This window comes from Streptomyces olindensis, assembly GCF_040645895.1.
In the GTDB taxonomy this organism is placed as follows: domain Bacteria; phylum Actinomycetota; class Actinomycetes; order Streptomycetales; family Streptomycetaceae; genus Streptomyces; species Streptomyces olindensis.
Map to the genome: position 1 here is coordinate 43,537 of NZ_JBEYZD010000022.1, position 22,810 is coordinate 66,346.

A 22,810-nucleotide genomic window follows, 5' to 3' on the forward strand; every position below is an offset into this window, starting at 1 on the left:
GGGATGGGCTAGAGGAGCCGGAGAGCCCAAGCGGGACGCGGCTGGACGGGGACGGGCTCGACATGCCGACGAACCCGGGCGGGACGCGACACGGCCACGACGGACTCGACCAGCCGACGAACCCAAGCGAGACAGGGCCGGACCAGGACGGACCCGACGAGCCGACGAACCCAAGCCCGACACAACTCGGACGCGACGGACTCGACCAGCCGACGAACCCGGGCGGGACAGGGCTCGGCCCGGCCGCTGCCGGTCCCGGGCGGTACACCGCGGTCGTGGTCGCGGACCCCTTCGACCGGATCACCTGGCACGACACCTACGCGCAGTCGGCCGGACTGCGCGAGCTGGCCGAGGAGTTGGGCGAGCGCTGCCCGCACGCCATGGAGCTTCTCACCGACGTGTTCCTGGCCGCCTACAAGGCCCGGCCCCGGCTGCGCGACAGCGCCGAGATGGACCCGGCCCGGCTCGTGGACCACCGGATCGTCACCTCCCTGGTGGAGTCACCCCGCTTCGCCGAACTGCACCGCGAGACGGCCGGCGACCCCTACGCCGCCGCCCTGGCCGTGCTCGCCCTGTCCGGCGCCCTGCGCGACCTGCTGGACCGAGCCCGCCGGGCCCGGGAGCAGGCCGGGCGGGCGCACGAGGCGCGGCGGGACGCCGACGTCGCGGCGGACGCCGTGAGCGAGGCGCTGGGGCAGGCCGCCGACCGGGCCGACGAGGACGGCACCGTGCCACCCGCGGCCGCCGACGCCGTACGGCAGGCCATCCGGGCCGCCGAGGCCGCCGACGCCCGGGCGCGGCAGGCGCACCAGGACGCCGAACAGGCCCTCGCGACAGCGGCCCCCGGCATCCGCGCCGCCGTGCGGACGGCGGCGGCGAAGGCCGCCGAGGCCGTCCGGGGAGAGACCGCGCTGATGCGGGCCTGGGGCGTCGGGTCCGGCGAGCTGGAGCGGATGCCGTTCGACGAGCGCGCCCGGCTGGCCGAACGGCTGCGCACCGGCCGGCTCGCCCGCTGGGCCGACCTGATCGGCCGCTTCCGGCAGATGGCCGACGGCGAGCGCGCCCGCAAGGTGGAGAACGCCACCGGGGAACTGGTCGGCGTCACGCTCGGCGACGACCTCTCCCGCGTCATCCCCTCCGAACTGGCCTGCCTCGGCTCGCCCGAACTGCGCGCGGTGTTCGCCGCGCGCTACGCCGCCGGGGAGCTGATGCTCTACGACAGCCAGGGCGAGCAGGCCACCGGCCGGGGCGCGATCATCGCGTGCGTGGACACCTCGCACTCCATGTACGAGGCGGGGCCGGGCGGCGTCACCCGGGAGGCCTGGGCCAAGGCCTGCGCCCTGGCCCTGCTGGACCAGGCCCGCCACGCCAAACGGGACTTCGTCGGCATCCTGTTCTCCGCCGCCGACCGGCTCCAGGTGTTCCGCTTCCCGGCCGACCGCCCCGCCGGCATCGCGCGGACCCTCGACACCCTCGACTTCGCGGAGACGTTCCTCGGCGGCGGCACCAGCTACCAGAGGCCGTTGACGGCTGCCGCGGAGCTGCTGGAGGAGGAGTTCGAGGACACCGCCCGCGGGCGGGGAGACATCGTGATGATCACCGACGACGACTGCGGTGTCACCGAGGCGTGGATGCGCCGCTGGAACGACGCCAAGCGGCGGCTGGGCTTCCGGGTGTTCGGCGTGGCCGTCGGCGCCCCGCGCGTCGCCGAGGCCGACTCGGTCCTGGACGCCCTGTGCGACAACCTCCGCGGTGTCGAGGACCTGGCCGACGTGCACGCCGCCGCCGACCTGTTCCGCCTCATCTGACCAGGCCGCCGACGATGCAGAAGGGGTGCCCGGCCGGATCCGTGAGGACCCGCCACCTGTCCTCGTCCGGCTGCCGCTCCGGTTTGCCCGCGCCCAGTTCCAGCAGCCGGGCCTCCGTCTCGTCCAGGTCCACGACCCGGAAGCAGCAGTGCAGTTGCTGCGGGACCGCCGGGTCGGGCCAGCTCGGCGGCCGGTGGTCGTCGACCCGCTGGAAACCGAGGGTGAGCCCCTCCGCGCCGTCCAGGGCGGCGAAGTCGGCGTTCGACTCCGGGTGCGGCGCCAGGCCGGTGGCCTGCTGGTAGAACGCCGCCAGGGCGAGCGGGTCGGGGCAGTCCAGGGTGATCGCGCTCAGCTTCATGTGCACGGGCACGCCGCCTTCGGGCCGGTTCGTCGGGAACTCTCGCGAGCACACCCTAGAAGCGACCGCCCACCACCCCGGGGCCCCAGGACCCCGGGCCCATTGCCGTAATTCACTCGACGTGCCAGGCACCCCCGGCCATGATCCGCACTCGTGACGACTTCACACCGCTTCCTCATCCGGGCCGCCGCCCGCGACAACGCCGAGTGGTGCGCGGCGATGTGCCGGGCGCACGGCGTCACCGGGGAGTTCCGGGAGGAGGCCTGGTCCGCCGCGGCGCGTGCACCGCTCTTCTACCCCGACGCGGTGACGCTGGTCCCGGGCGCCGACCCGGAGAGGCTCACGGCCCGGATCGACCTGGCGTCGCCCGGCGCCTCGGTCAAGGACAGCTTCGCCGACCTCGATCTGACGGAGGCGGGGTTCCGGGTGCTGTTCGAGGCGCGGTGGATCCACCGGCCGGCCGGGCCGCCCGCCGTGGCTCCGGAGCTCGGGTGGGAGGTGGCGGGCGATCCGGCGACGCTGCGTGCCTGGGCGCTGGCCTGGGACGACGGCGCCGGCCACGCGGACCTCTTCCGGGCCGGGCTGCTCACCGACCCGGACGTCTTCGTGCTGGCCGGGCGTTCCGCCGACGGGCGGGTGGTCGCCGGAGCGGTGGCCCGTCGCGGCGAGCACGTGGTCGGCGTCTCCAACGTCTTCGGACGGGACGGCGGGCCCGACACCGCCTGGCCCCTCGTCCTGCACGCGCTCCACCGGCTCTTCCCCGCGCTGCCCGTGGTCGGTTACGAGACGGGCGAGGACCTGGCGGCCGCCCTCCGGCACGGTTTCGAGGCACTCGGCCCACTGCGGGTGTGGCTGCACGACCCGACCGCCTGAACCGCACCCGGCGGGTCGGTCACTCCGGCCTGTGCGCCAGGAACGTGCCCACCTGCCGTTTCGTCCCGCCCTCCGGTTCCTGCACCATCCGGGTCGTGACCTCCAGCCCGGCCCGGCGCAGCAGTTCGGCGATCCGGTCCGGCGGCAGCAGGTACGACTCGTAGGACACCGGATGGCCGCCGTACGCGTGCGTGGGACGCAGGTGCTCCTCCTCGCCCACATGGCCGGCCAGCATCAGCACGCCGCCGGGCGCGAGGGTGCGGTGGAACTCGGAGAAGACGGTCGGCAGCCACTGCGGCGGGGTGTGGTGGGTGGCGTAGTACGCCAGGATGCCGCCGAGTTCGCCGTCGCCGATGTCCAGCGCGGTCATCGAGCCGACGGTGAAGCGGAGTTCCGGGTGGGCGGCCCGGGCCAGCTCGATCATCCTCGGCGACACGTCCACGCCGAACACCGGCACACCCAGCGCGGCGAGGTGTGCGGTCACCTTGCCGGGGCCGCAGCCCAGGTCGGCGACCGGCCCCCGGGTCCGTACGAGGTCGGCGAAGGCACCCAGCATGGCCCGGGACACCGGGTCCAGCTCGGCCGGTTCCTTGACGCGCCGCGCGTAGTCGGCGGCGACGGCGTCGTAGGACTCGCGGATCGCGGCGAGGTGGGGAGGTTCGCTCATGCCGCGACCCTAGGCCGAGGCCGGGCGACGGCACCGACACCACCTCGGACGCACGTACGCCCACGCCAGTACGCCGGGTTACTCCCGCCGTCAGACGACCCCGCGGCCCCGCCCCGGCACCGTGTTCCGCGTGCGGACGAAACCGAAAGAGATGCCGAAGAACCCGAAGCCGATCGCGGGGTCGAACCGGGAGCCGCTCGTGATGCCGAAACTCAGCCGCCGGACGCGACGGGCCGTCCTCGTCGTCCACGTCACCGCCTCCGCGAGCTGGCTCGGCCTCACGCTCGGGCTGCTCGCCCTCGGGACCACGGCCGCCACCACCGGGTCCGCCGTGACCGTGGAGGCGTCCGTCCGGGCCATGAAGCTCTTCGCCGACTGGCTCCTGCTCCCCGTCGCGTTCCTCACGCTCCTCAGCGGCCTGGTGCTGTCGCTCGGCACGGCATGGGGCCTGGCCCGGCACCGGTGGGTCTGGACGAAGTTCTGGCTGACCCTCGCCACGACCACGGCCACGGTGTTCGCCCTGCGGCCCGGGGTGAACGCCGCGGTCACCGCCGTCGCCGCGGGCGGGCCGCTGCCCGACGCCGGTGACGTGCTGTTCGGGCCGGTCGTCTCGCTGTCCGCCTACGTCTTCATGACGGTGATCTCCGTCCTGAAGCCGTGGGGTCTGACCAGGCGCGGCAAGCGACTGCGGACACCCGCCCGGCGCGCCTTCAAGGATGCCTGAAGACCAAGCAGATTTGCCTAAAGCTATTAGGCAGAGGCACACTCTCTTCAGGCAGAAGGGAGAAGCGATATGGCACGGGTGGGCCTGACCGCGGAGCGTCTGACCCTCGCGGGCGCGGAACTCGCCGACGAGGTCGGCTTCGACCAGGTGACCGTCTCGGCGCTCGCCCGGCGGTTCGACGTCAAGGTCGCGAGCCTGTACTCGCACGTGAGGAACTCCCAGGACCTGAAGACCCGGATCGCCCTGCTCGCCCTCGCGGAACTGGCCGACCGGGCCGCCGACGCCCTGGCCGGCCGCTCCGGCAAGGAGGCGCTGGCCGCCCTCGCGAACGTGTACCGCGACTACGCCCGGGAACACCCCGGCCGCTACGCCGCGGCCCAGCTGCGGCTCGATCCGGCGACCGCGGCCGCGAGCGCGGGCGTCCGGCACGCGCAGATGACCCGGGCCCTGCTGCGCGGCTACGACCTGACGGAACCGGACCAGACCCACGCGGTCCGGCTGCTGGGCAGCGTCTTCCACGGGTACGTGAGCCTGGAGCTGGGCGGTGGCTTCAGCCACAGCGCGCCCGACACCGACGAGACGTGGGTACGCGTCCTCGACGCCCTCGACACGCTGCTCCGCAACTGGCCCCCGCCCCCCACGGAAACCCAAGGCTGACACCATGCACACCGAGTCCGACTGGATCACCACCCCCCTCACCATGGAGCTGCTGCGCGGCGCCCTCGACCTGGAGCGCACCGAGCACGGCCTGCTCCCGCACCGGCTGCCCGCCAGGGCCCGCGCCCAGAACTCGGACGCGCAGCTGGCCATGGCCGAATCCCAGCCCTCCGGCGTACGCCTGGCCTTCCGTACCGCCGCGACCGCCGTGGAACTGGACACGCTGCGCACCAAGCGCGACTACATCGGGGCCCCGCCCCGCCCGGACGGGCGGTACGACCTGCTCGTGGACGGCCGTCCGGCCGGTCAGGCCTCCGCGACCGGCGGCAACGTCCTCACGGTCGACATGGCCACGTGGAAGACGGAGTTCACGCCCGGCCCGGTCGGCACGGTCCGCTTCACCGGTCTGCCGGCGGGCGAGAAGGACGTCGAGATCTGGCTGCCGCACAACGAGACCACCGAGCTGGTCGAGCTGCGCACCGACGCGCCCGTCGCGCCCCTGCCGGACCGGGGCCGCAGGGTGTGGCTGCACCACGGCAGTTCGATCAGCCAGGGCTCCGACGCCGCCGGCCCCACGGCCATCTGGCCCGCGGTCGCCGCGTCCCTCGGCGGGGTGGAGCTGGTCAACCTCGGTATGGGCGGCAGCATGATGCTGGACCCGTTCACCGCGCGGGCCATGCGGGACACCCCGGCGGACCTGATCAGCGTGAAGATCGGCATCAACGTCGTCAACCACGACGCGATGCGGCTGCGGGTCTTCGGCCCGGCCGTGCACGGTTTCCTCGACACGATCCGGGAGGGGCACCCCGACACGCCGCTGCTGGTCGTCTCCCCGGTCCACTGCGCCATCCACGAGGACACGCCCGGCCCCTCCGCCCCGGACCTCGACGGGATCAGCGAGGGCCGGCTGCGGTTCGCCGCGATGGGCGACCCGGCGGAGAAGGCCGCGGGGAAGCTCACGCTCGGCGTCATCCGCGAGGAACTCTCCCGCATCGTGCGCCTGCGCGCCTCCGACGACCCGAACCTCCACTACCTCGACGGCCTCGCCCTCTACGGCGAAACCGACGCGGCCGAACACCCTCTCCCCGACAACGTCCACCCGGACGCGGCCACCCACCACCACATCGGCGAGCGTTTCGCGGAACTGGCCTTCGCCCCGGGAGGAGCCTTCGCGGAACGCGGCTGAACAGGGCGGGTGTCAGACCCGCCCCCTACCCTCCCGGGACATGACCGCCACCGCGCCCGACTACTCCCGCCCCGGCCCCCACACCCGCCTGGGGGCCGGGCAACCGGCACTCCTCACGGGCCTGCCGGCCGACCCGGCCGGAATCTGCGCCGCCGTCACGAGCCTGGTCATCCAGCCGTCCGACGCCGCCCGGCTCGGCCTCCCGGAGGCCCGGATCGCCGAGAAGGACATCCGGCCGGCCGCCGGGCTGATCGCGGCTCTGACCGCCCTCGACCCCGCCCCGCTGCACCACCCCCGCAGCCCGGAGCGCCGGGTCGTCGGCACCTGCCGCCACTTCGCCACCCTGGCCTGCGCGTTGCTCCGCGCCCGGGGCGTCCCCGCCCGGGCCCGCTGCGGCTTCGGCACCTACTTCACCGAGGGCCACGGCCTCGACCACTGGATCACCGAGTACTGGCACGCGGGGGAACAGCGCTGGGTGCGTGTCGACACCGAGCACCTCGGCAACGGCCACGTCGAACACCCCGAGGACCTCGCGCCGGGCGAGTTCCTGACCGGCGGCGAGGCCTGGACCCGCTACCGCGCCGGCCTGATCGACCCCGGCCGCTACGGCGTGGCCGGCACCGACCACGCCTGGGGCCCCCACGAGATCAGCGGCAACGCCGTCCGCGACCTCGCGGCCCTCTGCAAGCACGAGATGCTCAACTGGGACGAGTGGGGCCGCATGGCCGAGGCCTACGAGGGCCGGACGGGTCCCGACTACGACCGCCGCATCGACACCCTCGCCGCCACCTGTGCCGCCGACGACCCGGCCGCCCTGGCCCGCCTGTTCACGGACCCGCACTTCGCCGTGCCGCGGCACCTCCTCCCGTAGGCAGCCTCGCCGACACCCACTTTTTTGTGGGTACTGGGCAGCGGCCCCGGCTCCGGGCCAAGCTTGTCGCAGGGCGGCCGGGGAGGCGCCGGAGCGGGACGGGACGGGGGTGACGTGCTCATCAGGAGGCCGGGCGGGTGGCCTCCGTCAGTTTCTCCAGGCGGCGGTGGCCCCAGTCGGACAACGGGGCCAGGGCCTCGGCGAGTTCGCGGCCGAAGGGGGTCAGGGAGTAGACCGTCTTCGGCGGCAGGACGTCGTAGACCTCCCGGTGCACCAGCCCGTCCGCCGTCATCTCCCGCAACGCCTCGGTCAGCACCTTCTCGGTGAGGCCGGGCAGTTGCCGGCGCAGTTCGCCCGGGCGGCGCGGGCCCGACTCCAGCAGCCACAGCAGGGCCGTCTTCCACTTGCCGTCGATCACGGCGATCGCGGCCGTCACTCCGCAGACGTTCGGATCCTGGCGCCGGCGCGTCATCCTCGCCCCTCTTCGTCATCCATGGTCACCGCACTCGACAGTCACGGTCCGTCCATGGTCATCGCTTCCGAAGGAGTTTCAAGCGTGTCCACGTACAGCACGTCCTCGTCCACGGAGCTTTCCGGCCACCCGCTCGCCGAGCGCGCCGGCACGGTCACCGTCCTCGGTCTCGGCCCGATGGGCCGGGCCCTGGCCGGGGCGTTCGTGGCGGCGGGCCTGCGCACCACGGTCTGGAACCGCACCCCGGGCCGGGACCGGGAGCTGCTCGACCGCGGTGCGGCGGGCGCCGCGTCGGCGGCGGAGGCGGTGGCCGCGAGCGAGGTGACCGTCGTCTGCGTGGTGAACTACGACGCCGTCGACGCCGTCCTGCGTCAGGACGAGGTCGCCACCGCCCTCAAGGGCCGGACGGTCGTGAACCTGACGGCCGACACCCCGGCCAGGGCCCGGGACACCGCCGACTGGGCCGCACGGCACGGGGTCCGCTACCTGGACGGCGCGATCATGACGCCGACCACCACCATCGGCACCCCCGACGCCGTGTTCCTGTACAGCGGACCGGCCCCCCTCTACGAGGAACTGGCGCCCGTACGCGAGGCGTTGGGCGGCTCCCACACCCACCTGGGCGAGGATCCGGGCCGGGCCGCGGCCTACGACATCGCTCTGCTCGACATCTTCTGGACCGCGATGGCGGGCTACGCGCACGCCCTGGCGGTGGCCCGGGCCGAGGGCGTCTCCGCGACCGAACTGGCGCCCTTCGCCCAGGGCATCGGAGCGATCCTGCCGCCGGCTTTCGCGGAGGCCGCCGCGGACGTCGACGCCGGCATCTACACCGGCGAGGACAATCCGCTGACGTCGGCCGCGTCGTCCATGGCGCACATCGTCCACGTCTCGGAGAAGCACGGCATCGACGCCGGCGTCATGCGCGCCGCCGAGGGCATGGCCCGCCGGACCATCGGGCTCGGCCACGGGGAGGACGGTTTCCTGCGCATCGCGGAGGTCATCGGACGACGGTGAGACCGGGCCGGGGCGTGGGGCAGGGCCCCCTCAGCCCCGGACGCCGCCCTGGACGTCCTCGAACCCCTGCCCCCTCAGGATGCCGTCGACCTTCGCCCGGTGGGCCGACTCCCAGGCGTCCAGGGTCTCCTCGGCCTCCTTCGCCAGCTTCGCCCGGGCCGCCGCCAGGACCTCCTCGCGACGGGCGGCGGGCACCACCACGACGCCCTCCTCGTCCGCCACGACGACGTCGCCCGGGTCGACGGACACACCGCCGCAGCGCACCCGCTCGTTCAGCGGCCGTGCGGCCGACTTGGTGCCCGGGATGGGGATGACGCCGCGTGCGAACACCGGGAAGCGGGCCTCCCGCACCTCGGCGAGGTCGCGGATCAGCCCGTCGGCGACGAACGCGGTGACGCCCCGGCGCTGGGCGACGGCGCAGACGTTGCCGCCGGCCAGGGCGTAGTCCAGGTCGCCCGACTCCACGACGATGACCGCGCCGGGGGCGGCCCGGTAGATCGCGGCGTGCAGCATCAGGTTGTCCCCGGGCGGACATCGCACGGTGAAGGCCGGCCCGGCCACCCTCGGCACCGGCCCCCACAACGGCCGGATCCCGATGTCCATCACCTGCCCGCGGCCCAGCAGATCGGCCAGCGTGGTCGTGGGTATGTCCGAGAACACGTCTACGTCAGCCATGTGACGCACACTAGCCGCCCCTGATCAGAACGGCAGCGGCTTTCCCCGCACGACCTCCAGCCGCGACACCGCCCGTGTCAGCACCACGTACAGCCGGTGCAGCCCCCGCTCCTCCGCCTCGGCGATCGCGGCCGGTTCGACGGCCACGACCTGGTCGTACTCCAGGCCTTTGACCACGCTCGCCGGCACGAGGGAGACCCGCGCGCCGAGTTCCTCCGGGCCCGCGGCGGCGATCCCGGCCGCGTCGAGGGCCGCCCGCACGCGGGGCACGTCGGCGTCCGCGGCGACGATCCCGACCGAGCCCTCCCTCCCCAGCGCGTCCCGTACGGCGTCCACGACCGCCGACGGCACCGCGTCCAAAGCGGTTTCCCGCATGCGCAACTCGCCGTCCCCGCGCAGCGAGCGGGCCTTCGGCACGTCCACGTCCAGCCGCTCCAGCAGCCGGTTGGCCAGCCCGACGACCGCCCGCGGCACGCGGAAGCCGGTGGTCAGCTCGACCACGGCCGCGTCCGGCTTCCCCAGATGCGTGAGGACCGTGCGCCAGGAGCGTGCCGCCCACGGCGTCGTCCCCTGCGCCAGATCGCCCAGCACCGTCAGCGACCCGAAGGGCGCCCGCCGGGCGATGGCCCGGCACTCCATCGGGGACAGGTCCTGCGCCTCGTCGACGACGACGTGCCCGTACCCCTCCGGATGCTCGATCAGCCCGGCCACCTCGTCGAGCAGCACCAGGTCGGCGGCCGACCAGCGCGCCGACTTCCACGACCGCGGCCGCCCGCCCCACAGCAGCGCCCGCCGCTCGGCGGCGTCCAGCAGCCCGTCCGCGGCCGACGCCAGCACCGCCTCGTCGCCGAGCAGTTCCGCCACGACCTCCTCGGGCCGCACCCGCGGCCAGACGGCGTCGAGGCACGCCGTCACCGGCCGCGCCCGCTCGACCCGGCGCACCCAGGCGTTCGGGGGCGGCCCGGCCCGCCGCTCGGCCTGCTCGCGCAGGCACCGCACGATCCGCGCCCGCACCCGCTCCCGCCCGACCCCGTACGGCGGTTCCTCCTCCCGTACGTCCCGCACGATCCGCGCCAGCTCCTCCGCCCGCACCCGCCACCGGTACGACCCGTCCGGCACGGCGAGTTCACCCGCCCCCTCCGGGCGCACCCTCGCGTACAGGGCCCGCCGCAGCACCCCGGCCATCCGGGCGTCGTGCTTGACGACGGCGGCGGCCTCGTCGTCCACGGCGCGGACCGGCCACCGGGCGATCTCCTCGGCGAGCGTCGACTGCCGCACCCCCGTCTCGCCGAGGGCCGGCAGGACCTCCGCGATGTACGACAGGAACGTGCGGTTGGGCCCGAGGATCAGCAGGCCGCCGCGCCGGACGCGCTGCGGGTGCGTGTAGAGCAGGTACGCGGCCCGGTGCAGGCCGACGGCGGTCTTGCCGGTGCCGGGCGCGCCCTGCACGCACACCGACAGCGCGAGGTCCCCGCGGACGAGGTCGTCCTGCTCGGGCTGGATGGTCGCGGCGATGTCCCGCATGGGCCCGACCCGGGGCCGTTCGATCTCCCGGGCGACGATCTCGCTGGCCCGGCTCTCCCCCTGCCCGAGGTGTTCGTCCTCCAGGCCGGTGAGGTCGGCGGAGTCGCCCCGGCTGCCGGGCGCCCACCCGAACCTCCGGCGTACGGCGACGCCCTGCGGGTCCCGGGCGGAGGCCTGGTAGAAGGCGCGCGAGACGGGTGCGCGCCAGTCGACGACGAGGGGCGGCTCGGCCGGGTGCTCGGAGATGCGCAGCCGCCCGATGTGCAGCTCGCCCTGCTCGCCCCGCAGCGCCCCGAAGAACAGGGGCCCCTCGGGCAGTTCCCGCAGCGCCTTGGCCCTGCTGCGCAGCTGGTATCCGAGGACCTCGGCGTCGGCACCGGACGCCGAGACGTCCTCGCCGACGACGACCTGTCGACCGGCGCCCTCGACCATCGCGGTGAGGGCCTCGCGGCAGCGGTCGTGGTGGGCGCGTTCCTGGTCGAGGGCGTGCTGGAGGACAGGCTCGGTGGACGTCATTCCACCGAGCGTACCCAAAAAATGTGACCGAGTTAAATTTATTACCGAGTTTCGGAGGGGAGGCCCGGCGGCAGCCCGGCCGCCAGCCGCTCGAAGGCCCGCTCCGCCGCCGCCACCGCCTCGGCCCGCACGTCCGCCGCCCGCTCCCCCGCCGCGATCCGCCGCCAGTTCTCCAGCGCGAGGATCCGCTGCACGGCCATGATCTGCCCCGCCGCCAGCCGCGCGTCCAGATCACCCCCGAGCACCTCGGCGAGCGCGGCCTCGGACCGCTCCTGGTGCAGATGCGCCCGGGCGACCAGGGACGGCGTCTCGTAGAGGAGGCCGTGGAAGGCGAGCACCCGGGGATCGTCGTTGAGCCCGGTCACGGGATCACCCCGCTCCAGCCCCTCCAGGAAGTGCCGCCGCAGCGCCTCCACGGGGGCCTGTGCCGACCCCGCCACGACCCGGGCGGCCTCCCCCTCGTGGTCGGCGATCCGGTACAGCACCAGATCCTCCTTCGCCGGGAAGTACCGGAACAGCGTCGGCTTGGAGATCTCGGCCGCCGCCGCCACCTCCGCGACGGACACCGCGTCGAACCCCTTCTCCAGGAAGAGCCGGATGGCGATGTCCGACACCGTCTCGTACATCCGCCGCTTCTTGCGCTCACGCAGCCCGGTCTCGCTCATGGGGCGAGCCTACGCAGCCCGCCGCCTGCCGCTAGGGCCTGTCGTTTGGATCAGGTCGCAGGACAGTGACGGTGCTGTTCAGTGCCGGTGAGCGGGGTCATGGGGGTACCTCCCTGCTCGAGCGCAGCCGAGAGCTTGGGGGAGCGTGCAGCTGCAAGGCGGAGGAGGGCGTCGACGCGATGGGGGTGCCCCCTGCTCGAGCGAAGCCGAGAGCTTGGGGGAGTCGGCAACCGACGACAACGCGGCAGATGTGCGTGCCAGGCCCCGCGTCTGCGGCGTGATCCAAACGACAGGCCCTAGGCGAGGGCGCGGGCCCGGCCGGGGGCGGCCGGTGCGGCCTGGGGCAGGGCCCGGGTCAGGGCGACGGAGCGGGCCGGCAGGCCGAGCGAGGCCGTGGCGGCCGCGAGGGTCATGGCGTACGAGTCCACGGCCCGGCGCACGTTGGGCGCGTCCAGCCCGGCTCCCGTGACCAGCCGGTCGAGGTCGACGTACGCGGACCGGACGATCTCGACCCAGCGGTAGACACGCCAGTCCCGCCGCCAGTCCCTGGTGTACTCGGCGGGCAGCGCGTTCTCCCACTGCCGGAACATGCGCTCGCGGATCTCCGGCCTGGTCGGGGTGAGGTGGATGTGCCGCACCAGGTCGTACAGCGGGTCCCCGACCATCGCCATCTCCCAGTCGATGATGGTGAGGGCGAGATGGTCCCGCCTGGAGTGCCTGACGAGGTTCCAGGGGTTGAGGTCGCCGTGCAGCAGGGCGTGCCGGCGCGGGGTGAGGCGGTGCCGGGCGAGGATCTCGCTCAGCCGGTCGGCGTCCGGCAGGCCCAGCGCCTTGGCCCGCTGCTGCGACTCCTTGGGCAGTCCCCGGACCAGGTCGACCAGTTGCCGGCTGAGCCAGGTGTAGAAGTCCCACTCCCCGGCGAGGGGGTCGAGCCCGGTGCAGTCGACCCGGGTGAGCTGGCCGAGCTGGTACACGAGTCCGTCCGCCTCGTGCGGCAGCAGGCCGTTCACCGGGTGGCTGGGCGGCCGGTCGCTGTGCAGCGGTCCGACGTAGGTGTGGACGGCGAAGGCGTCCCCGCCGTGGCTCCTGCCGAGCGCCAGCACCCGGGGGGCCGTCACGTCGACCTCGGAGCGGGCGATGGCGCGCAGCACGGCGTGCTCGCTGAGGTGGCTGGGCTCGCGGCGGCGGAACGAGGCGATCCTGCGCCGCACCACCACGGGCACGTCGACGCCCGGCACGCGGACGACGGAGTTGAGGTGCGCGGTGCCCTTGAACACCCGGCCGGCCGGGGCCGTGCCCTCCGCGAGCAGGGCGTCGCGTACGGCGGTGTGCGGGAAGCCGGGGTGTTCGGGCACCCGCTTGTCGGGGGTCCAGGTGAGGGTGGGGACCGGCCGGAGGGCGGTGGTCCGCCGGTGCCGGGAGTCCCGGCGGCGCAGCAGCACCCGCTCGATCTCCGTCTCGCACGGCACCCTGGCCAGCCCGAGCGGCTCGGCGGCGGCCGCCAGCGCCCGGTGCACGGTGGCCGTGGCCTCGGCCAGGCTCCGGTCGTCGAGCCGGTCGTCCAGCGACCGGGCGGCGCGCATCACGTCCGGATAGACCGACTGGGCCCGCTCGAAGGCGACGTAGTGGCGCAGGTCCCTGGTCAGGCCCTTGACCGCCGAGGGCCGGCACTCCTCCATGGCCTCGGCCCAGGCCTGCTGGACCTCGTCCCACTGCGAGGCCGGGTACCGCATCCGGACCAGGTGGGTCGCCAGCTCGTGCAGCGGGTCGCCATAGGTGGCCAGCTCCCAGTCGACGCAGGCGACGGACCGGTCCTCCGCGGAGACGATGAGGTTGGCGCGGTGCAGGTCGGTGTGGAGCAGGGTGTACGGCCGCCGCGCCATGGCGGGGATCCGCTCGGCCAGCCTGGTCAGGGCGTCAGCGGGGACGCCCAGGGCCTCGAACAGCCCGCCGAAGGCACTCCAGTTGGGCTGCCGGACCTGACGGTCGGCCAGCAGGGCCAGGGTCCGCAGGAACCCCCTGCTGTCTTTGTCGCTGCTCGGCCGTGCGCCGGGCACGGGTGGCAGGGCCTCCCGGCGGACCTGGGACATCCGGGCGACGGTCCGCATCAGCGAGGTGATCAGGGGGCGGTCGACCGGCTCGCCGTTCCCGCGGAGGCTGGAGAGGGGGACGCCCTCCACATAGCTGTGGACCGCTGAACCGTTCCGCCAGGCCAGGCATTCGGGGGTCCCGGGCAGCACGCCGTTGATGGCACGCAGGACGTCGGGTTCCTCCCAGGTGCGGATCACCACGGGCAGCGCGTTGCGGACCCGCAGCCGCACTATCGCCGGGGTGCCGGCCTCGCGCCCCACGTACCGGGCCATGGGCTCGGTCAGGGGCAACACGAAGTTCCGGTTGTGATGGCCGTCGTACATCACGCCGTCTGTCTTCGCCCGCCGCACGAACTCCCCGTAAGGATCGTGCGCGGGGAACCTCCCCGGGGGAGGTGGGGGAACCGGCTGCGCGTGCACCGGCTGCTCCTGGATCAAGTGCGAGGCTCCGGAAAGTTTCGCAGAGCCTATCGCCGCCCCGATGCCCCCACGACTCGAGTCGACCGATCCCTGGTCTCAATGAGGTAACCGTGACACTCCGCTACCCGCACGGCTACACACACAGGAAAGCGGTGGTCCCGGCCGGTCACCCGGTCGGGACCGTCGTCACCACCAGCCGAGCTGGTTCCCCACGGTCACCACCGTGTCCACGACCACGAGGGTCGTCGACACATGGTCGGCAGTGACTTTCGGGAACTTCGACCAGTCGCGACGCCGCCAACGCGCCCCAAGACTCCGCAGAAGCCTCAAGGCAACCACCTCCCAGCCGGCCCGAACCGGCACCGGGGTACGGCCCCGAGCCGTGAGAACGCACCCGCGCTCCCAATTGACGAGCACGACGCGTCGGCAGGGACCGGGAGTCGGAAGGCGTGGCGGAACGTTAGTCCCTCGGGGCAGCCCCGCTCGACCAGAGTGGGCTATTCGTCCACGCGGTGGGTCAGTTCGCACCCTTCAGCGCCACCAGTACCTCTTCCAGTGAGCGCACGATGTGGGTTCGTTCGACGCCCGCGGTCAGCAGCAGGTTCAGCTTCTCGTCGTTACGCGCGTAGCCCAGGAACGGGACGTGCAGTTTCTGCGCGGCCTCGTAGTCCGTCCCGGCGTCGCCCAGCATCAGTGCCTGCGACGGGTCCGCGCCCAGGGACTTCAGGGCCTGGGAGAGGAAGTGGGGGTGCGGCTTCATCTGGCCGAGGTCCTTCGTGCGGCCGTATATGTACGGGAAGCAGCCCTTGAGGTACCGGGTCTCTATATACGAGGCCGCCGCGAGCGCGGAGTTGTTCGTGGTGATGGCGAATCTCGCCCCGAGCGCCGACCACGTCCTGATCAGCGGATCCGCGTACGGCGTGGGCAACGCCGTCGGCACGGCGGTGAGTTCCTGCTGGGTGAGCCAGTCCTCGAGCAGGGTGATGAGATCACTGTCCGGGTGCCGCTCGTTGACGCCGAGCAGCACGGCCTGCGGGTCCGGGTGGAAACGTTCCTCCTCCCTGAGCAGCCCGCCCAGCCCCCGCCCCTGGATCAACTTCACCAGTTCCCGGGCGACATCGTCCGCCGGGTGACCGGCGAACAGCCGGCAGATCGGACCGTCGAGGTCCCAGAGGACGTAGCGAACAGGAGCGAGCAGTTTCCGCAAGTCTTCGGTCGATGCCGTCACCGCACCAGTCTGCGTCGTATCAGAAGTCACTAGGAGAGTGTCAGGTTCGTGGTGATGGTTTCCCAGAGGGCGTCGAACCACTTCTGGGATTCCTCCACGAACGCCGCGTCCCGCCGACCCGCCCGCTTCACGAAGGAGAAGAGGAGGGACTGCGAGCCGAGGACGTCGTACATGTCCAGGGTCTGGCTGCCCCACTCCTCCTCGCGCCTGGTCAGCATGTAGTAGCCGATCAGCGCCTCCTCCCCGTTGAGCAGGTACAGCTTCACCGGCGGCGTGAAGGGCAGCGCCCGGAACGTCACATGGACGTCGATGCCGTGCGTGGAGCGCAGGGCCAGCAGGTTGTGCCGCAGCACCTGCCCCTGCGCGTTGCGCATCGACAGCCAGCGCTGGTGGACCGGGTTGTCGTCGCCGTGCGCCTCCACGGGCACGGGGAATGCCAGTTCGATGTCCCGGGACGGGACGAGAATGCGCACGTCGATCGACTCGGGGCGGATACGGCCCTCGTGGATCAGCCGGAGCGGCTCCCCGATGGCGACCATCAGCGTCTCCGCGGTGTGGCAGACGACGTCGACGCGGACGCGCGGGACCGAGAACGCCTCCGTCAGGCGCGGCGCCAGCCCCACCATGGTCCGCTGCGGTTCGCCCCGGGCCGGTGCGGGCTCGGCGATCCGCGGCGGGCTGCCCTTGCTGACGTTGGTGAGGAGTCCGTCCTCCTGGAGTGCCTTCAGGGCCTGGCGGACGGCGCCGCGTTCCACGCCGAACTCGTCCGCGAGTTCGGCCTGGGTGGGCAGGCGGTCCCCGGGCCTGAGCTCACCCGCGCGGATACGTTCCCGCAGGGTGTCGGCGATCTCCTGGGGCGAGAGCCTTCTGCTGCCGTTCACTGCCACGTTCTCCTGGGTCACGACCAAACGCTACAACTCTGATCCATCTGGCGGGAGTTGTTTGAAAGTTGTTTATACCTAGGGGCCAAGTGGGGACAACTAAATCAGAGTTGGTTGCCAACTTACCTCAGTTGGCGGAAGTTTTGCTTCCGAAGGGGGAATCCGATGCCCGCCCTCGCTCTCCTCTCCGCCGCCTTCGTCGTCGCCTTCGAGCAGCTCGTCCAGTGGAAGTACGGCCCGGCCGGAATCGTCGGGCTGATCCTTCTCACCGTGGGCATCAAGGCCAAGAGCCCGGCCGTCAGCTCCGCGGGAGCGGTCGTGCTCGCCCTGCTGATGACGGGGCCCGCCCGCTAGGTCAGCTCGTGAGCACCAGTTCCGAACTGATCGTCTCCCACAGTGCGTTGAACCACAGGTGTGACTGCTCCACGAACGTCGTGTCACGCAGGCCCTGCCCCTGCCGGAACGAGAACAGCATCGACTGGGTGCCCTGGGCGTCGTACATCTCCAGGTTCTCGTGGTCGATCTGGGCCTCCCGGCGCATCAGCGTGTAGTACGCGAACAGCGCCTCCTCCCCGTTGAGCAGGTACAGCTTCACCGGCGGCGTGAAGGGCAGCGCCCGGAACGTCACATGGACGTCGATGCCGTGCGTGGAGCGCAGGGCCAACAGGTTGTGCCGCAGCACCTGCCCCTGCGCGTTGCGCATCGACAGCCAGCGCTCGTGCACCCAGTCGTCGCGGTCCTGCTCGACCGGCACCGGGAAGGCGAGGTCGATGTCCCGGCTCGGCAGCAGCACCCGGACGTCGACCTTGGCCGGTTTCAGCCGCCCGGCGTGGATCTGGCGCAGCGGCTCGCCGATGGCGAGGGTGAGGGAGATGGACGTGAGGCACACGGCGTCGATCTCGACGTGCTCCGCCGCGAACGCCGCCGCGATACGGGGCGCGAGGCCCACCGTCGTGGGCAGGGGCGGGGCTTCCGGGCCGGTCAGCGCCCCGGCGGGATCGGGAGCCACGGTCGCCGGGCTGCCCTTGGACACGTTGGTGAGCAACCCCTCGGACTGCAGGACGCGCAGCGCCTGGCGCACCGCCCCGCGCTCGACGCCGAACTCCTGTGCCAGCTGGGCCTGGGTGCGCATGCGTTCACCCGGCCGCAGTGCGCCCGACCTGATCCGGGCGCGCAGCTCGTCGGCCACCTCGTGATGTGTCCGCTGTGGCCGTAGCGACCTCTTCCGTCCATTGACGGAGGCGTGTTCCGGGTCCACGACTCAACGCTACAACTTCCCGCCATCTTTCGGCAGTTCAGGGAAAGGTGGTTATGAGACGCTTCCAAGCGGAGATAAGTACTGTGAAGTTGGTCGCCAACTTGAGCGACATGGTCAGACCTCCCGGAGGTTGGCCACCCGCCACGGGACTCCCTTCCGGAGGGGAGCCGGGAGCCCCGCCAGGCCGGCAGCACCGCACAACAACCACAACCGAACAGCTCGCTACGGATGCGGGTCCCCGTCCACCGGCAGAAGGGAGCGGCTCAGAACACGTCCGGGCACCACGGCCGCCTGGACGTACGCAGCAGGGCGTCGGCCTTCCGGGCGGCGCCCGCTCGTTCTTCCGCCACCCGCCCGGCCGCCGCGAGCCGCACCGCCGACTCGTCCCCGAGCCACAGCGCCCCCAGATCGCCGAGGCCCACCACGAGTTCGGCGCTCTCGCGGGTCGGCGTACAGGACGCCCCCTCGGCGGAGGCCTCCAGCCGGTAGCGCCCGCCGGTCAGCCCGTCCACCCCGGCGACCTCCAGGACCAGCGTCCCCTCCCCCTCGTACGTCCGCGCCTCCAGCGCCCGTTCGACGTCGAGGATCCGCACCCACAGCCAGTCCGCCAGCGACGTGATGGCGGCCGCCCGCGGATCCGGCAGGAACAGCGGGAGCAGGTCGTCGGGCGCCCGGTAGCCGCTCTTGACCCGCACCACCCAGTCGATGGAGCAGAGGTACTGCCACAGGGCGCGCTCCGCGGCCGGGGTGACGCCGGTCAGCCACCGCACGGCCGCCGTGTTCAACGGCTGCTTGGCGTCGCCCCAGTTGTCGTCCACGTCGTAGGCGGCCATGCCCTCGACCTCGCCGGACGCCGAGCGGTACACGGCGAAGAAGGGCTGCTTCCAGGAGGGCTCGACCTGTACGGCGCCGGTGTTCCACTTCCACCACACCTCGTCGCGGTCGATCGCGCCGGGCCGGCGGCGGCACAGCCGGGCGTGCAGATCGGGGCCGAGCTCGCGGACCTCCTCGCCGTCCACCAGGTCGATCCGCCCGCCGTCCGCCGGACCCGCCCAGCGGGCGTCGAGGCCGGAGCGCGGCACGTCGACCGTCCACTCCGCCGTCCAGGTCGCCGGCCCGAAGCCGTAGCGGCCGTAGATCGGGTACTCGGCGGCGATCAGCGTCGCGACGACGTCCCCGCGCTCCTTCGCGGCGGCCAGGTCCCGCGCCATCATGCGGCTGAGCAGCCCGCGGCGGCGGTGGGTGGGGTGGACGGTGACGCCGGAGACGGCGTCGGCCGCGACCCTCGCCCCGCCCACGGCCGTGAGCTCCTGGTCGAAGGAACGGAAGGTCGCCACGCACCGGCCGCCGTCGAAGGCACCGAGGTAACGGCCGGGGACGAACCGCTCGCGGCGTCCCTCGATCTCCTCCTCGGACAGGACGGGCACCCGCAGGAAGCCGGTGTTCACGGCCCGCAGCCAGTCCGTGAACTCGGCTTCGGTGACGGGACGCACGTCGATGCCGTCGGCACGCGATGGGGAGGCCATGGCCTCACGCTAAGGGGAGGGCCGGTCGGTGTCGCGTGAATATCCGACCGGCCCTCCCCGACGCCCCCAGGGGCGCTCACACCAGCAGATCGTCGACCTGCGCCTCCCCTTCGCGGTACCGGCGGGCGATCTCCGCGCTGCACTCGTCGGCCGTGCGCTGGAGCCGCTGGCGGCGCCGGGAGACCTGCTGCTCGTAGCGCACGAGCCGCCCGATCCCCGTGTTCAGTTCCAGGTCCGTGCGCGCGTCCAGATCGGACAGCTCGACCTCGGCGAGCATCTCGGCGGCCAGCCGCCGGTACTCCTCGCCCTGGGGCGTGCCCAGGGTCACGTGCCGGGCGGAGGAGCGGTGCCGGGCGGGGGCGTCGCGCAGGATCTCCGCGAGCCGCTCGACGACGGACGCCTCGGCGGGTGCGGCGACGGCCGACTCGCCCTCCGGGGTACGCCGTGCCAGCTCCGCGCGCAGGATGTCGATCCGGCCCTGCAGCAGCCGCCGTACGTAGCTGAGGTCGGCCTCGTCGCGCTGGGCCTCGCGGCGCAGCGTGCGCAGCTCGGGCAGGCTCAGTGCGGTCAGGTGGTGCTCGGGAGTGTCCGAGGGCAGCCGCGGGCTGTCCGTGCGCTGTGTGGGGGGCCGGTGGTACTCCGGCGCCCCGGTCCCCGTGATCCCCGTGTACGCCGACCAGACAGCCCCCGGCTGCTGCCCGGTGCTTGGTGTGCTCATGTGCCTCGACCGTCCCCTCGACCGGTGTGTGCAAGCATCGTGCCACCCCAAGTGGCCGCTATGGGAACGAGTGCCCCCGATAGACCCCAGATGGGCGGTTAAGCAGCAAAATACGGTCCAGCGCAGGCAGTTGGCGCCCGGCGCAAACCACCCTTTCGGGCCATGCGTACACCACGCGCGGCGCTGACTTCACCGCCCTGCATGATGGACGTATGCGAGCAGTGGTGCAGAGGGTGGACGGCGCGAGCGTCGTCGTGGACGGCGAGACCGTGGGGGCGATCGAGGGCGAGGGGCTGTGTGTCCTCGTCGGCGTCACCCACGAGGACACCAAGGAGAAGGCGGCCCAGCTGGCCCGCAAACTCTGGTCGATCCGCATGCTGCACGACGAGAAGTCCTGCAGCGACATCGACGCCCCGCTGCTGGTGATCAGCCAGTTCACGCTCTACGGGGACGCCCGCAAGGGCCGCCGCCCCACCTGGAACGCGGCCGCCCCGGGGGACGTCGCCGAGCCGCTGGTCGACGAGGTGGTCGCCCGGCTGCGCTCGCTGGGCGCGACGGTGGCCACGGGCCGTTTCGGGGCGGCGATGCGTGTATCACTGACGAACGACGGCCCGTTCACCGTGCTGATCGAAATCTGACCCGAAAGGTCTACAAGCCTTACGGCTCGACGACGACTTCCTGGGCCGCGGCCGTGTCACCGGCCACCAGGGGCGCGTCCACCGGCACGTTCCGCTTCACCAGGGCGAGGGCGACCGGGCCCAGCTCGTGGTGGCGCGCGGAGGTCGTGATGAAGCCGATCTTCCGGCCGTCGGGGCCGTCGTCCGCGAGGCGGAGCTCCGTCCCGGCCACCGGCAGGTGGACCTCGCTGCCGTCCAGGTGCAGGAAGACCAGCCGGCGCGGCGGCTTGCCCAGGTTCTGCACCCGGGCGACCGTCTCCTGGCCCCGGTAGCAGCCCTTCTGCAGGTGCACCGCCGAGCCGATCCAGCCCAGCTCGTGCGGGATGGTGCGGTGGTCGGTCTCGAAGCCGAGCCGGGGCCGGTGCTGCTCCACGCGCAGCGCCTCGTAGGCGAGGAGCCCGGCGGGCGGCCCGGCCTGCGCGGCGTACGCCTCCAGGTCGGCGCGCGGCAGGAACAGGTCCCGGCCGTGCGGCGTCTCGCGGACGACGGCGCCCTCGGGGACCTCGGCGATGGAGCCGGCCGGGAGGTGGACGACGGCGGTGTCGGCCGTGCGGTCGGCGACCTCGACCCGGTAGAAGAACTTCATCGACTCCAGGTACGCGATCAGCGCGTCCTGGGTGTTCGGCTCCACGTGGGCCCAGACGGTCGCGCCGTCGTCGACGAGGTACAGCGCGTGCTCGATGTGGCCGTTGGCGGAGAGGATCAGCGCCTCGGTGGCCTGGCCCGCCGGGAGCTCGCTGACGTGCTGGGTGAGCAGCAGGTGCAGCCAGGCGAGCCGGTCCTCGCCGGTGACGGCGACGACCCCGCGGTGCGAGAGGTCCACGAAGCCGGTGCCGTCGGCGAGGGCGCGCTGCTCGCGGAACAGGTCGCCGTAGTGGGCGGCGACGCCTTCGTCCACGCCCTCGGCGGGGACGGCGCCGGGCAGGGTCAGCAGGGGGCTCTTCATATCCGTAAGCCTACGACTCGGTAGTTGAAGCCTTGAGCGTGCAGTCCTGGCAGCGGCCGAAGATCGCGAAGTGCTTCATGTCGGTGTCGAAGCCGAACTCGGCCCGCAGCTTCGCCGTGAAGTCGGCGGCCACGGAGACGTCCGCCTCGATGACGTTCTGGCAGTCCCGGCACACCAGGTGGATGTGGTGGTGCCGGTCCGCGAGGTGGTACGTCGGCGCCCCGTGCCCGAGGTGGGCGTGGCTGACCAGCCCCAGCTCCTCCAGCAGCTCCAGCGTGCGGTACACCGTGGAAATGTTGACCCCCGACGCCGTCTTCCTCACTTCCACGAGGATGTCGTCGGGGGTCGCGTGTTCCAGGGTGTCCACGGCTTCGAGCACGAGTTGCCGCTGCGGGGTCAGCCGGTAGCCGCGCTGCCGCAGATCGCTCTTCCAGTCGGTGCTCACCACACGGACGAGTCTAGAACTACTTGAAGAAAGCGATGCCGTCGTCGGGCAGGTCGTCCGGCAGGGCCTTGGCCCAGCGCTCGACCTCCTCGGGCGTGACGGCCTTCTTCAGGTGGGCCGACATGTAGGGGCGCAGCTCGACCTCGGGGGTCTGCTTCTCGCCGACCCACATGAGGTCGCTCTTGACGTAGCCGTACAGCCGCTTGCCGCCGCTGTAGGGCCGGGAGGCCGCCGTGCGGGCCACCGCGTCGGTCACGAGGTCGATCTGCGGCTTCTTGTCGGCGAGCTCGCCGTACCAGATCTCGATGACGCCGTCGTCGCGGGTCATCGTCACCTCGACCTTGCGGTCGGCGTCGATCCGCCAGAAGCCGTGCTCGGACTCCAGCGGGCGGACCTTGTTGCCGTCCTTGTCCAGGACCCACGAGTGGGACCGGTACTCCAGGAAGTCCCGGCCGTCGTGGGTGAAGGCGACCTCCTGCCCGAAGTTGCACTTCTCGGAGCCGGGGAAGTCGTGCACTCCGGCGCCCGCCCAGTTGCCGAGCAGGAAGGCGAGCGGGACGAGGTCCTTGTGGAGGTCGGACGGGATCTCGATCATCAGAACTTCCTAGAGG

At 72.6% G+C, this 22,810-nt stretch carries 24 protein-coding genes; 9 read left to right on the top strand and 15 right to left on the bottom strand.

Going from position 1 to position 22,810, the window contains the following annotated elements:
- Positions 1–275: 275 nt before the first annotated feature.
- Positions 276–1,808: a VWA domain-containing protein gene (locus ABZ948_RS16570; protein WP_359760107.1), complete on the top strand. Its 1,533-nt coding sequence runs from the start codon at positions 276–278 to the stop codon at positions 1,806–1,808.
- Here ABZ948_RS16570 and ABZ948_RS16575 read toward each other — a convergent pair.
- A complete protein-coding gene (locus tag ABZ948_RS16575; protein WP_435857516.1) occupies positions 1,801–2,166 on the bottom strand; it encodes a VOC family protein in 366 nt (121 codons plus the stop codon). The two genes, ABZ948_RS16570 and ABZ948_RS16575, sit on opposite strands and share 8 nt — an antisense overlap.
- A 153-nt stretch (positions 2,167–2,319) precedes the next feature.
- Here ABZ948_RS16575 and ABZ948_RS16580 point away from each other — a divergent pair, with 153 nt between their 5' ends.
- Positions 2,320–3,039 carry a hypothetical protein gene (locus tag ABZ948_RS16580; RefSeq protein WP_359760111.1) on the top strand — a complete coding sequence of 240 codons (720 nt, stop codon included), beginning with the start codon at positions 2,320–2,322 and terminating at the stop codon, positions 3,037–3,039.
- Between the two features lie 19 nt (positions 3,040–3,058).
- Here the strand turns inward: ABZ948_RS16580 and ABZ948_RS16585 are convergent, their stop codons facing one another.
- Positions 3,059–3,706, bottom strand: coding sequence for a class I SAM-dependent DNA methyltransferase (locus tag ABZ948_RS16585; RefSeq protein ID WP_359760113.1), 648 nt, complete (start codon positions 3,704–3,706; stop codon positions 3,059–3,061).
- Positions 3,707–3,908: 202 nt separating this feature from the next.
- On the opposite strand from ABZ948_RS16585, the gene ABZ948_RS16590 reads away from it, so the two are divergent.
- From ABZ948_RS16590 to ABZ948_RS16605, 4 genes are all read left to right on the top strand, one after another.
- Positions 3,909–4,430, top strand: coding sequence for a DUF2269 domain-containing protein (locus tag ABZ948_RS16590; RefSeq protein WP_359760267.1), 522 nt, complete (start codon positions 3,909–3,911; stop codon positions 4,428–4,430).
- A 69-nt stretch (positions 4,431–4,499) separates the two neighbouring features.
- Positions 4,500–5,087, top strand: a complete 588-nt coding sequence (locus ABZ948_RS16595; RefSeq protein WP_359760115.1) for a TetR/AcrR family transcriptional regulator — start codon at positions 4,500–4,502, stop codon at positions 5,085–5,087.
- Positions 5,088–5,091: 4 nt separating this feature from the next.
- Positions 5,092–6,273 carry a GDSL-type esterase/lipase family protein gene (locus ABZ948_RS16600; RefSeq protein ID WP_359760117.1) on the top strand — a complete coding sequence of 394 codons (1,182 nt, stop codon included), beginning with the start codon at positions 5,092–5,094 and terminating at the stop codon, positions 6,271–6,273.
- Positions 6,274–6,313: 40 nt separating this feature from the next.
- Entirely contained in the window at positions 6,314–7,144 is an 831-nt protein-coding gene (locus ABZ948_RS16605) for a transglutaminase-like domain-containing protein (protein WP_359760119.1), read from the top strand.
- A gap of 121 nt (positions 7,145–7,265) precedes the next feature.
- Here the strand turns inward: ABZ948_RS16605 and ABZ948_RS16610 are convergent, their stop codons facing one another.
- Positions 7,266–7,616, bottom strand: coding sequence for a winged helix-turn-helix transcriptional regulator (locus ABZ948_RS16610; protein WP_359760120.1), 351 nt, complete (start codon positions 7,614–7,616; stop codon positions 7,266–7,268).
- An 84-nt stretch (positions 7,617–7,700) separates the two neighbouring features.
- Between ABZ948_RS16610 and ABZ948_RS16615 the strand changes: the two genes are divergently transcribed.
- Positions 7,701–8,630, top strand: a complete 930-nt coding sequence (locus ABZ948_RS16615; RefSeq protein WP_359760122.1) for an NAD(P)-dependent oxidoreductase — start codon at positions 7,701–7,703, stop codon at positions 8,628–8,630.
- A gap of 30 nt (positions 8,631–8,660) precedes the next feature.
- On the opposite strand, the gene ABZ948_RS16620 is transcribed toward ABZ948_RS16615, so the two are convergent.
- The 6 genes from ABZ948_RS16620 to ABZ948_RS16645 all read right to left on the bottom strand — a co-directional run bounded on the left by ABZ948_RS16620 (position 8,661) and on the right by ABZ948_RS16645 (position 16,656).
- On the bottom strand, positions 8,661–9,305 hold the full coding sequence (locus ABZ948_RS16620; RefSeq protein WP_359760123.1) for an RraA family protein: 645 nt from the start codon (positions 9,303–9,305) through the stop codon (positions 8,661–8,663).
- 24 nt (positions 9,306–9,329) lie between these two features.
- Entirely contained in the window at positions 9,330–11,345 is a 2,016-nt protein-coding gene (locus ABZ948_RS16625; protein WP_359760125.1) for a HelD family protein, read from the bottom strand.
- A gap of 41 nt (positions 11,346–11,386) precedes the next feature.
- The gene (locus ABZ948_RS16630; RefSeq protein WP_359760127.1) at positions 11,387–12,010 is read right to left on the bottom strand and encodes a TetR family transcriptional regulator; all 624 of its coding nucleotides are present in this window, start codon (positions 12,008–12,010) and stop codon (positions 11,387–11,389) included.
- Positions 12,011–12,306: 296 nt separating this feature from the next.
- Complete coding sequence (locus ABZ948_RS16635) at positions 12,307–14,424, bottom strand: aminoglycoside phosphotransferase family protein (RefSeq protein ID WP_359760129.1); 2,118 nt, start codon at positions 14,422–14,424, stop codon at positions 12,307–12,309.
- 613 nt (positions 14,425–15,037) lie between these two features.
- Positions 15,038–15,748, bottom strand: coding sequence for an HAD family hydrolase (locus ABZ948_RS16640; protein WP_359760131.1), 711 nt, complete (start codon positions 15,746–15,748; stop codon positions 15,038–15,040).
- Positions 15,749–15,777: 29 nt separating this feature from the next.
- Positions 15,778–16,656 (bottom strand): GntR family transcriptional regulator, encoded by an 879-nt coding sequence (locus ABZ948_RS16645; protein WP_359760133.1) that lies wholly within the window; start codon positions 16,654–16,656, stop codon positions 15,778–15,780.
- A 138-nt stretch (positions 16,657–16,794) separates the two neighbouring features.
- On the opposite strand from ABZ948_RS16645, the gene ABZ948_RS16650 reads away from it, so the two are divergent.
- Entirely contained in the window at positions 16,795–16,983 is a 189-nt protein-coding gene (locus tag ABZ948_RS16650) for a hypothetical protein (protein WP_010036177.1), read from the top strand.
- Position 16,984: 1 nt separating this feature from the next.
- On the opposite strand, the gene ABZ948_RS16655 is transcribed toward ABZ948_RS16650, so the two are convergent.
- From ABZ948_RS16655 to ABZ948_RS16665, 3 genes are all read right to left on the bottom strand, one after another.
- Complete coding sequence (locus ABZ948_RS16655) at positions 16,985–17,887, bottom strand: FadR/GntR family transcriptional regulator (protein ID WP_359760135.1); 903 nt, start codon at positions 17,885–17,887, stop codon at positions 16,985–16,987.
- Positions 17,888–18,150: 263 nt separating this feature from the next.
- Positions 18,151–19,413, bottom strand: a complete 1,263-nt coding sequence (locus ABZ948_RS16660) for a GNAT family N-acetyltransferase (protein WP_359760137.1) — start codon at positions 19,411–19,413, stop codon at positions 18,151–18,153.
- Between the two features lie 76 nt (positions 19,414–19,489).
- A complete protein-coding gene (locus ABZ948_RS16665; protein WP_359760139.1) occupies positions 19,490–20,131 on the bottom strand; it encodes an RsiG family protein in 642 nt (213 codons plus the stop codon).
- Between the two features lie 212 nt (positions 20,132–20,343).
- On the opposite strand from ABZ948_RS16665, the gene dtd reads away from it, so the two are divergent.
- Positions 20,344–20,769, top strand: a complete 426-nt coding sequence (gene dtd, locus ABZ948_RS16670) for a D-aminoacyl-tRNA deacylase (protein ID WP_359760141.1) — start codon at positions 20,344–20,346, stop codon at positions 20,767–20,769.
- A gap of 19 nt (positions 20,770–20,788) precedes the next feature.
- On the opposite strand, the gene ygfZ is transcribed toward dtd, so the two are convergent.
- The 3 genes from ygfZ to ABZ948_RS16685 are packed head-to-tail and all read right to left on the bottom strand — an operon-like array spanning position 20,789 to position 22,794.
- The gene (gene ygfZ, locus ABZ948_RS16675) at positions 20,789–21,754 is read right to left on the bottom strand and encodes a CAF17-like 4Fe-4S cluster assembly/insertion protein YgfZ (protein WP_359760143.1); all 966 of its coding nucleotides are present in this window, start codon (positions 21,752–21,754) and stop codon (positions 20,789–20,791) included.
- 10 nt (positions 21,755–21,764) lie between these two features.
- The gene (locus tag ABZ948_RS16680) at positions 21,765–22,202 is read right to left on the bottom strand and encodes a Fur family transcriptional regulator (protein ID WP_031121411.1); all 438 of its coding nucleotides are present in this window, start codon (positions 22,200–22,202) and stop codon (positions 21,765–21,767) included.
- Between the two features lie 16 nt (positions 22,203–22,218).
- On the bottom strand, positions 22,219–22,794 hold the full coding sequence (locus ABZ948_RS16685) for a heme-binding beta-barrel domain-containing protein (protein ID WP_031121412.1): 576 nt from the start codon (positions 22,792–22,794) through the stop codon (positions 22,219–22,221).
- Positions 22,795–22,810 lie beyond the last annotated feature (16 nt).

What these genes read in the sequence shown, in the direction of transcription:
- ABZ948_RS16575 (WP_435857516.1), bottom strand. Translation starts at nt 2,166, where the DNA reads ATGAAGCTGAGCGCGATCACCCTGGACTGCCCCGACCCGCTCGCCCTG.
- ABZ948_RS16585 (WP_359760113.1), bottom strand. Translation starts at nt 3,706, where the DNA reads ATGAGCGAACCTCCCCACCTCGCCGCGATCCGCGAGTCCTACGACGCC.
- ABZ948_RS16590 (WP_359760267.1), top strand. Translation starts at nt 3,909, where the DNA reads ATGCCGAAACTCAGCCGCCGGACGCGACGGGCCGTCCTCGTCGTCCAC.
- ABZ948_RS16595 (WP_359760115.1), top strand. Translation starts at nt 4,500, where the DNA reads ATGGCACGGGTGGGCCTGACCGCGGAGCGTCTGACCCTCGCGGGCGCG.
- ABZ948_RS16600 (WP_359760117.1), top strand. Translation starts at nt 5,092, where the DNA reads ATGCACACCGAGTCCGACTGGATCACCACCCCCCTCACCATGGAGCTG.
- ABZ948_RS16605 (WP_359760119.1), top strand. Translation starts at nt 6,314, where the DNA reads ATGACCGCCACCGCGCCCGACTACTCCCGCCCCGGCCCCCACACCCGC.
- ABZ948_RS16610 (WP_359760120.1), bottom strand. Translation starts at nt 7,616, where the DNA reads ATGACGCGCCGGCGCCAGGATCCGAACGTCTGCGGAGTGACGGCCGCG.
- ABZ948_RS16620 (WP_359760123.1), bottom strand. Translation starts at nt 9,305, where the DNA reads ATGGCTGACGTAGACGTGTTCTCGGACATACCCACGACCACGCTGGCC.
- ABZ948_RS16625 (WP_359760125.1), bottom strand. Translation starts at nt 11,345, where the DNA reads ATGACGTCCACCGAGCCTGTCCTCCAGCACGCCCTCGACCAGGAACGC.
- ABZ948_RS16630 (WP_359760127.1), bottom strand. Translation starts at nt 12,010, where the DNA reads ATGAGCGAGACCGGGCTGCGTGAGCGCAAGAAGCGGCGGATGTACGAG.
- ABZ948_RS16635 (WP_359760129.1), bottom strand. Translation starts at nt 14,424, where the DNA reads ATGTACGACGGCCATCACAACCGGAACTTCGTGTTGCCCCTGACCGAG.
- ABZ948_RS16650 (WP_010036177.1), top strand. Translation starts at nt 16,795, where the DNA reads ATGCCCGCCCTCGCTCTCCTCTCCGCCGCCTTCGTCGTCGCCTTCGAG.
- ABZ948_RS16660 (WP_359760137.1), bottom strand. Translation starts at nt 19,413, where the DNA reads ATGGCCTCCCCATCGCGTGCCGACGGCATCGACGTGCGTCCCGTCACC.
- ABZ948_RS16665 (WP_359760139.1), bottom strand. Translation starts at nt 20,131, where the DNA reads ATGAGCACACCAAGCACCGGGCAGCAGCCGGGGGCTGTCTGGTCGGCG.
- dtd (WP_359760141.1), top strand. Translation starts at nt 20,344, where the DNA reads ATGCGAGCAGTGGTGCAGAGGGTGGACGGCGCGAGCGTCGTCGTGGAC.
- ygfZ (WP_359760143.1), bottom strand. Translation starts at nt 21,754, where the DNA reads ATGAAGAGCCCCCTGCTGACCCTGCCCGGCGCCGTCCCCGCCGAGGGC.
- ABZ948_RS16685 (WP_031121412.1), bottom strand. Translation starts at nt 22,794, where the DNA reads ATGATCGAGATCCCGTCCGACCTCCACAAGGACCTCGTCCCGCTCGCC.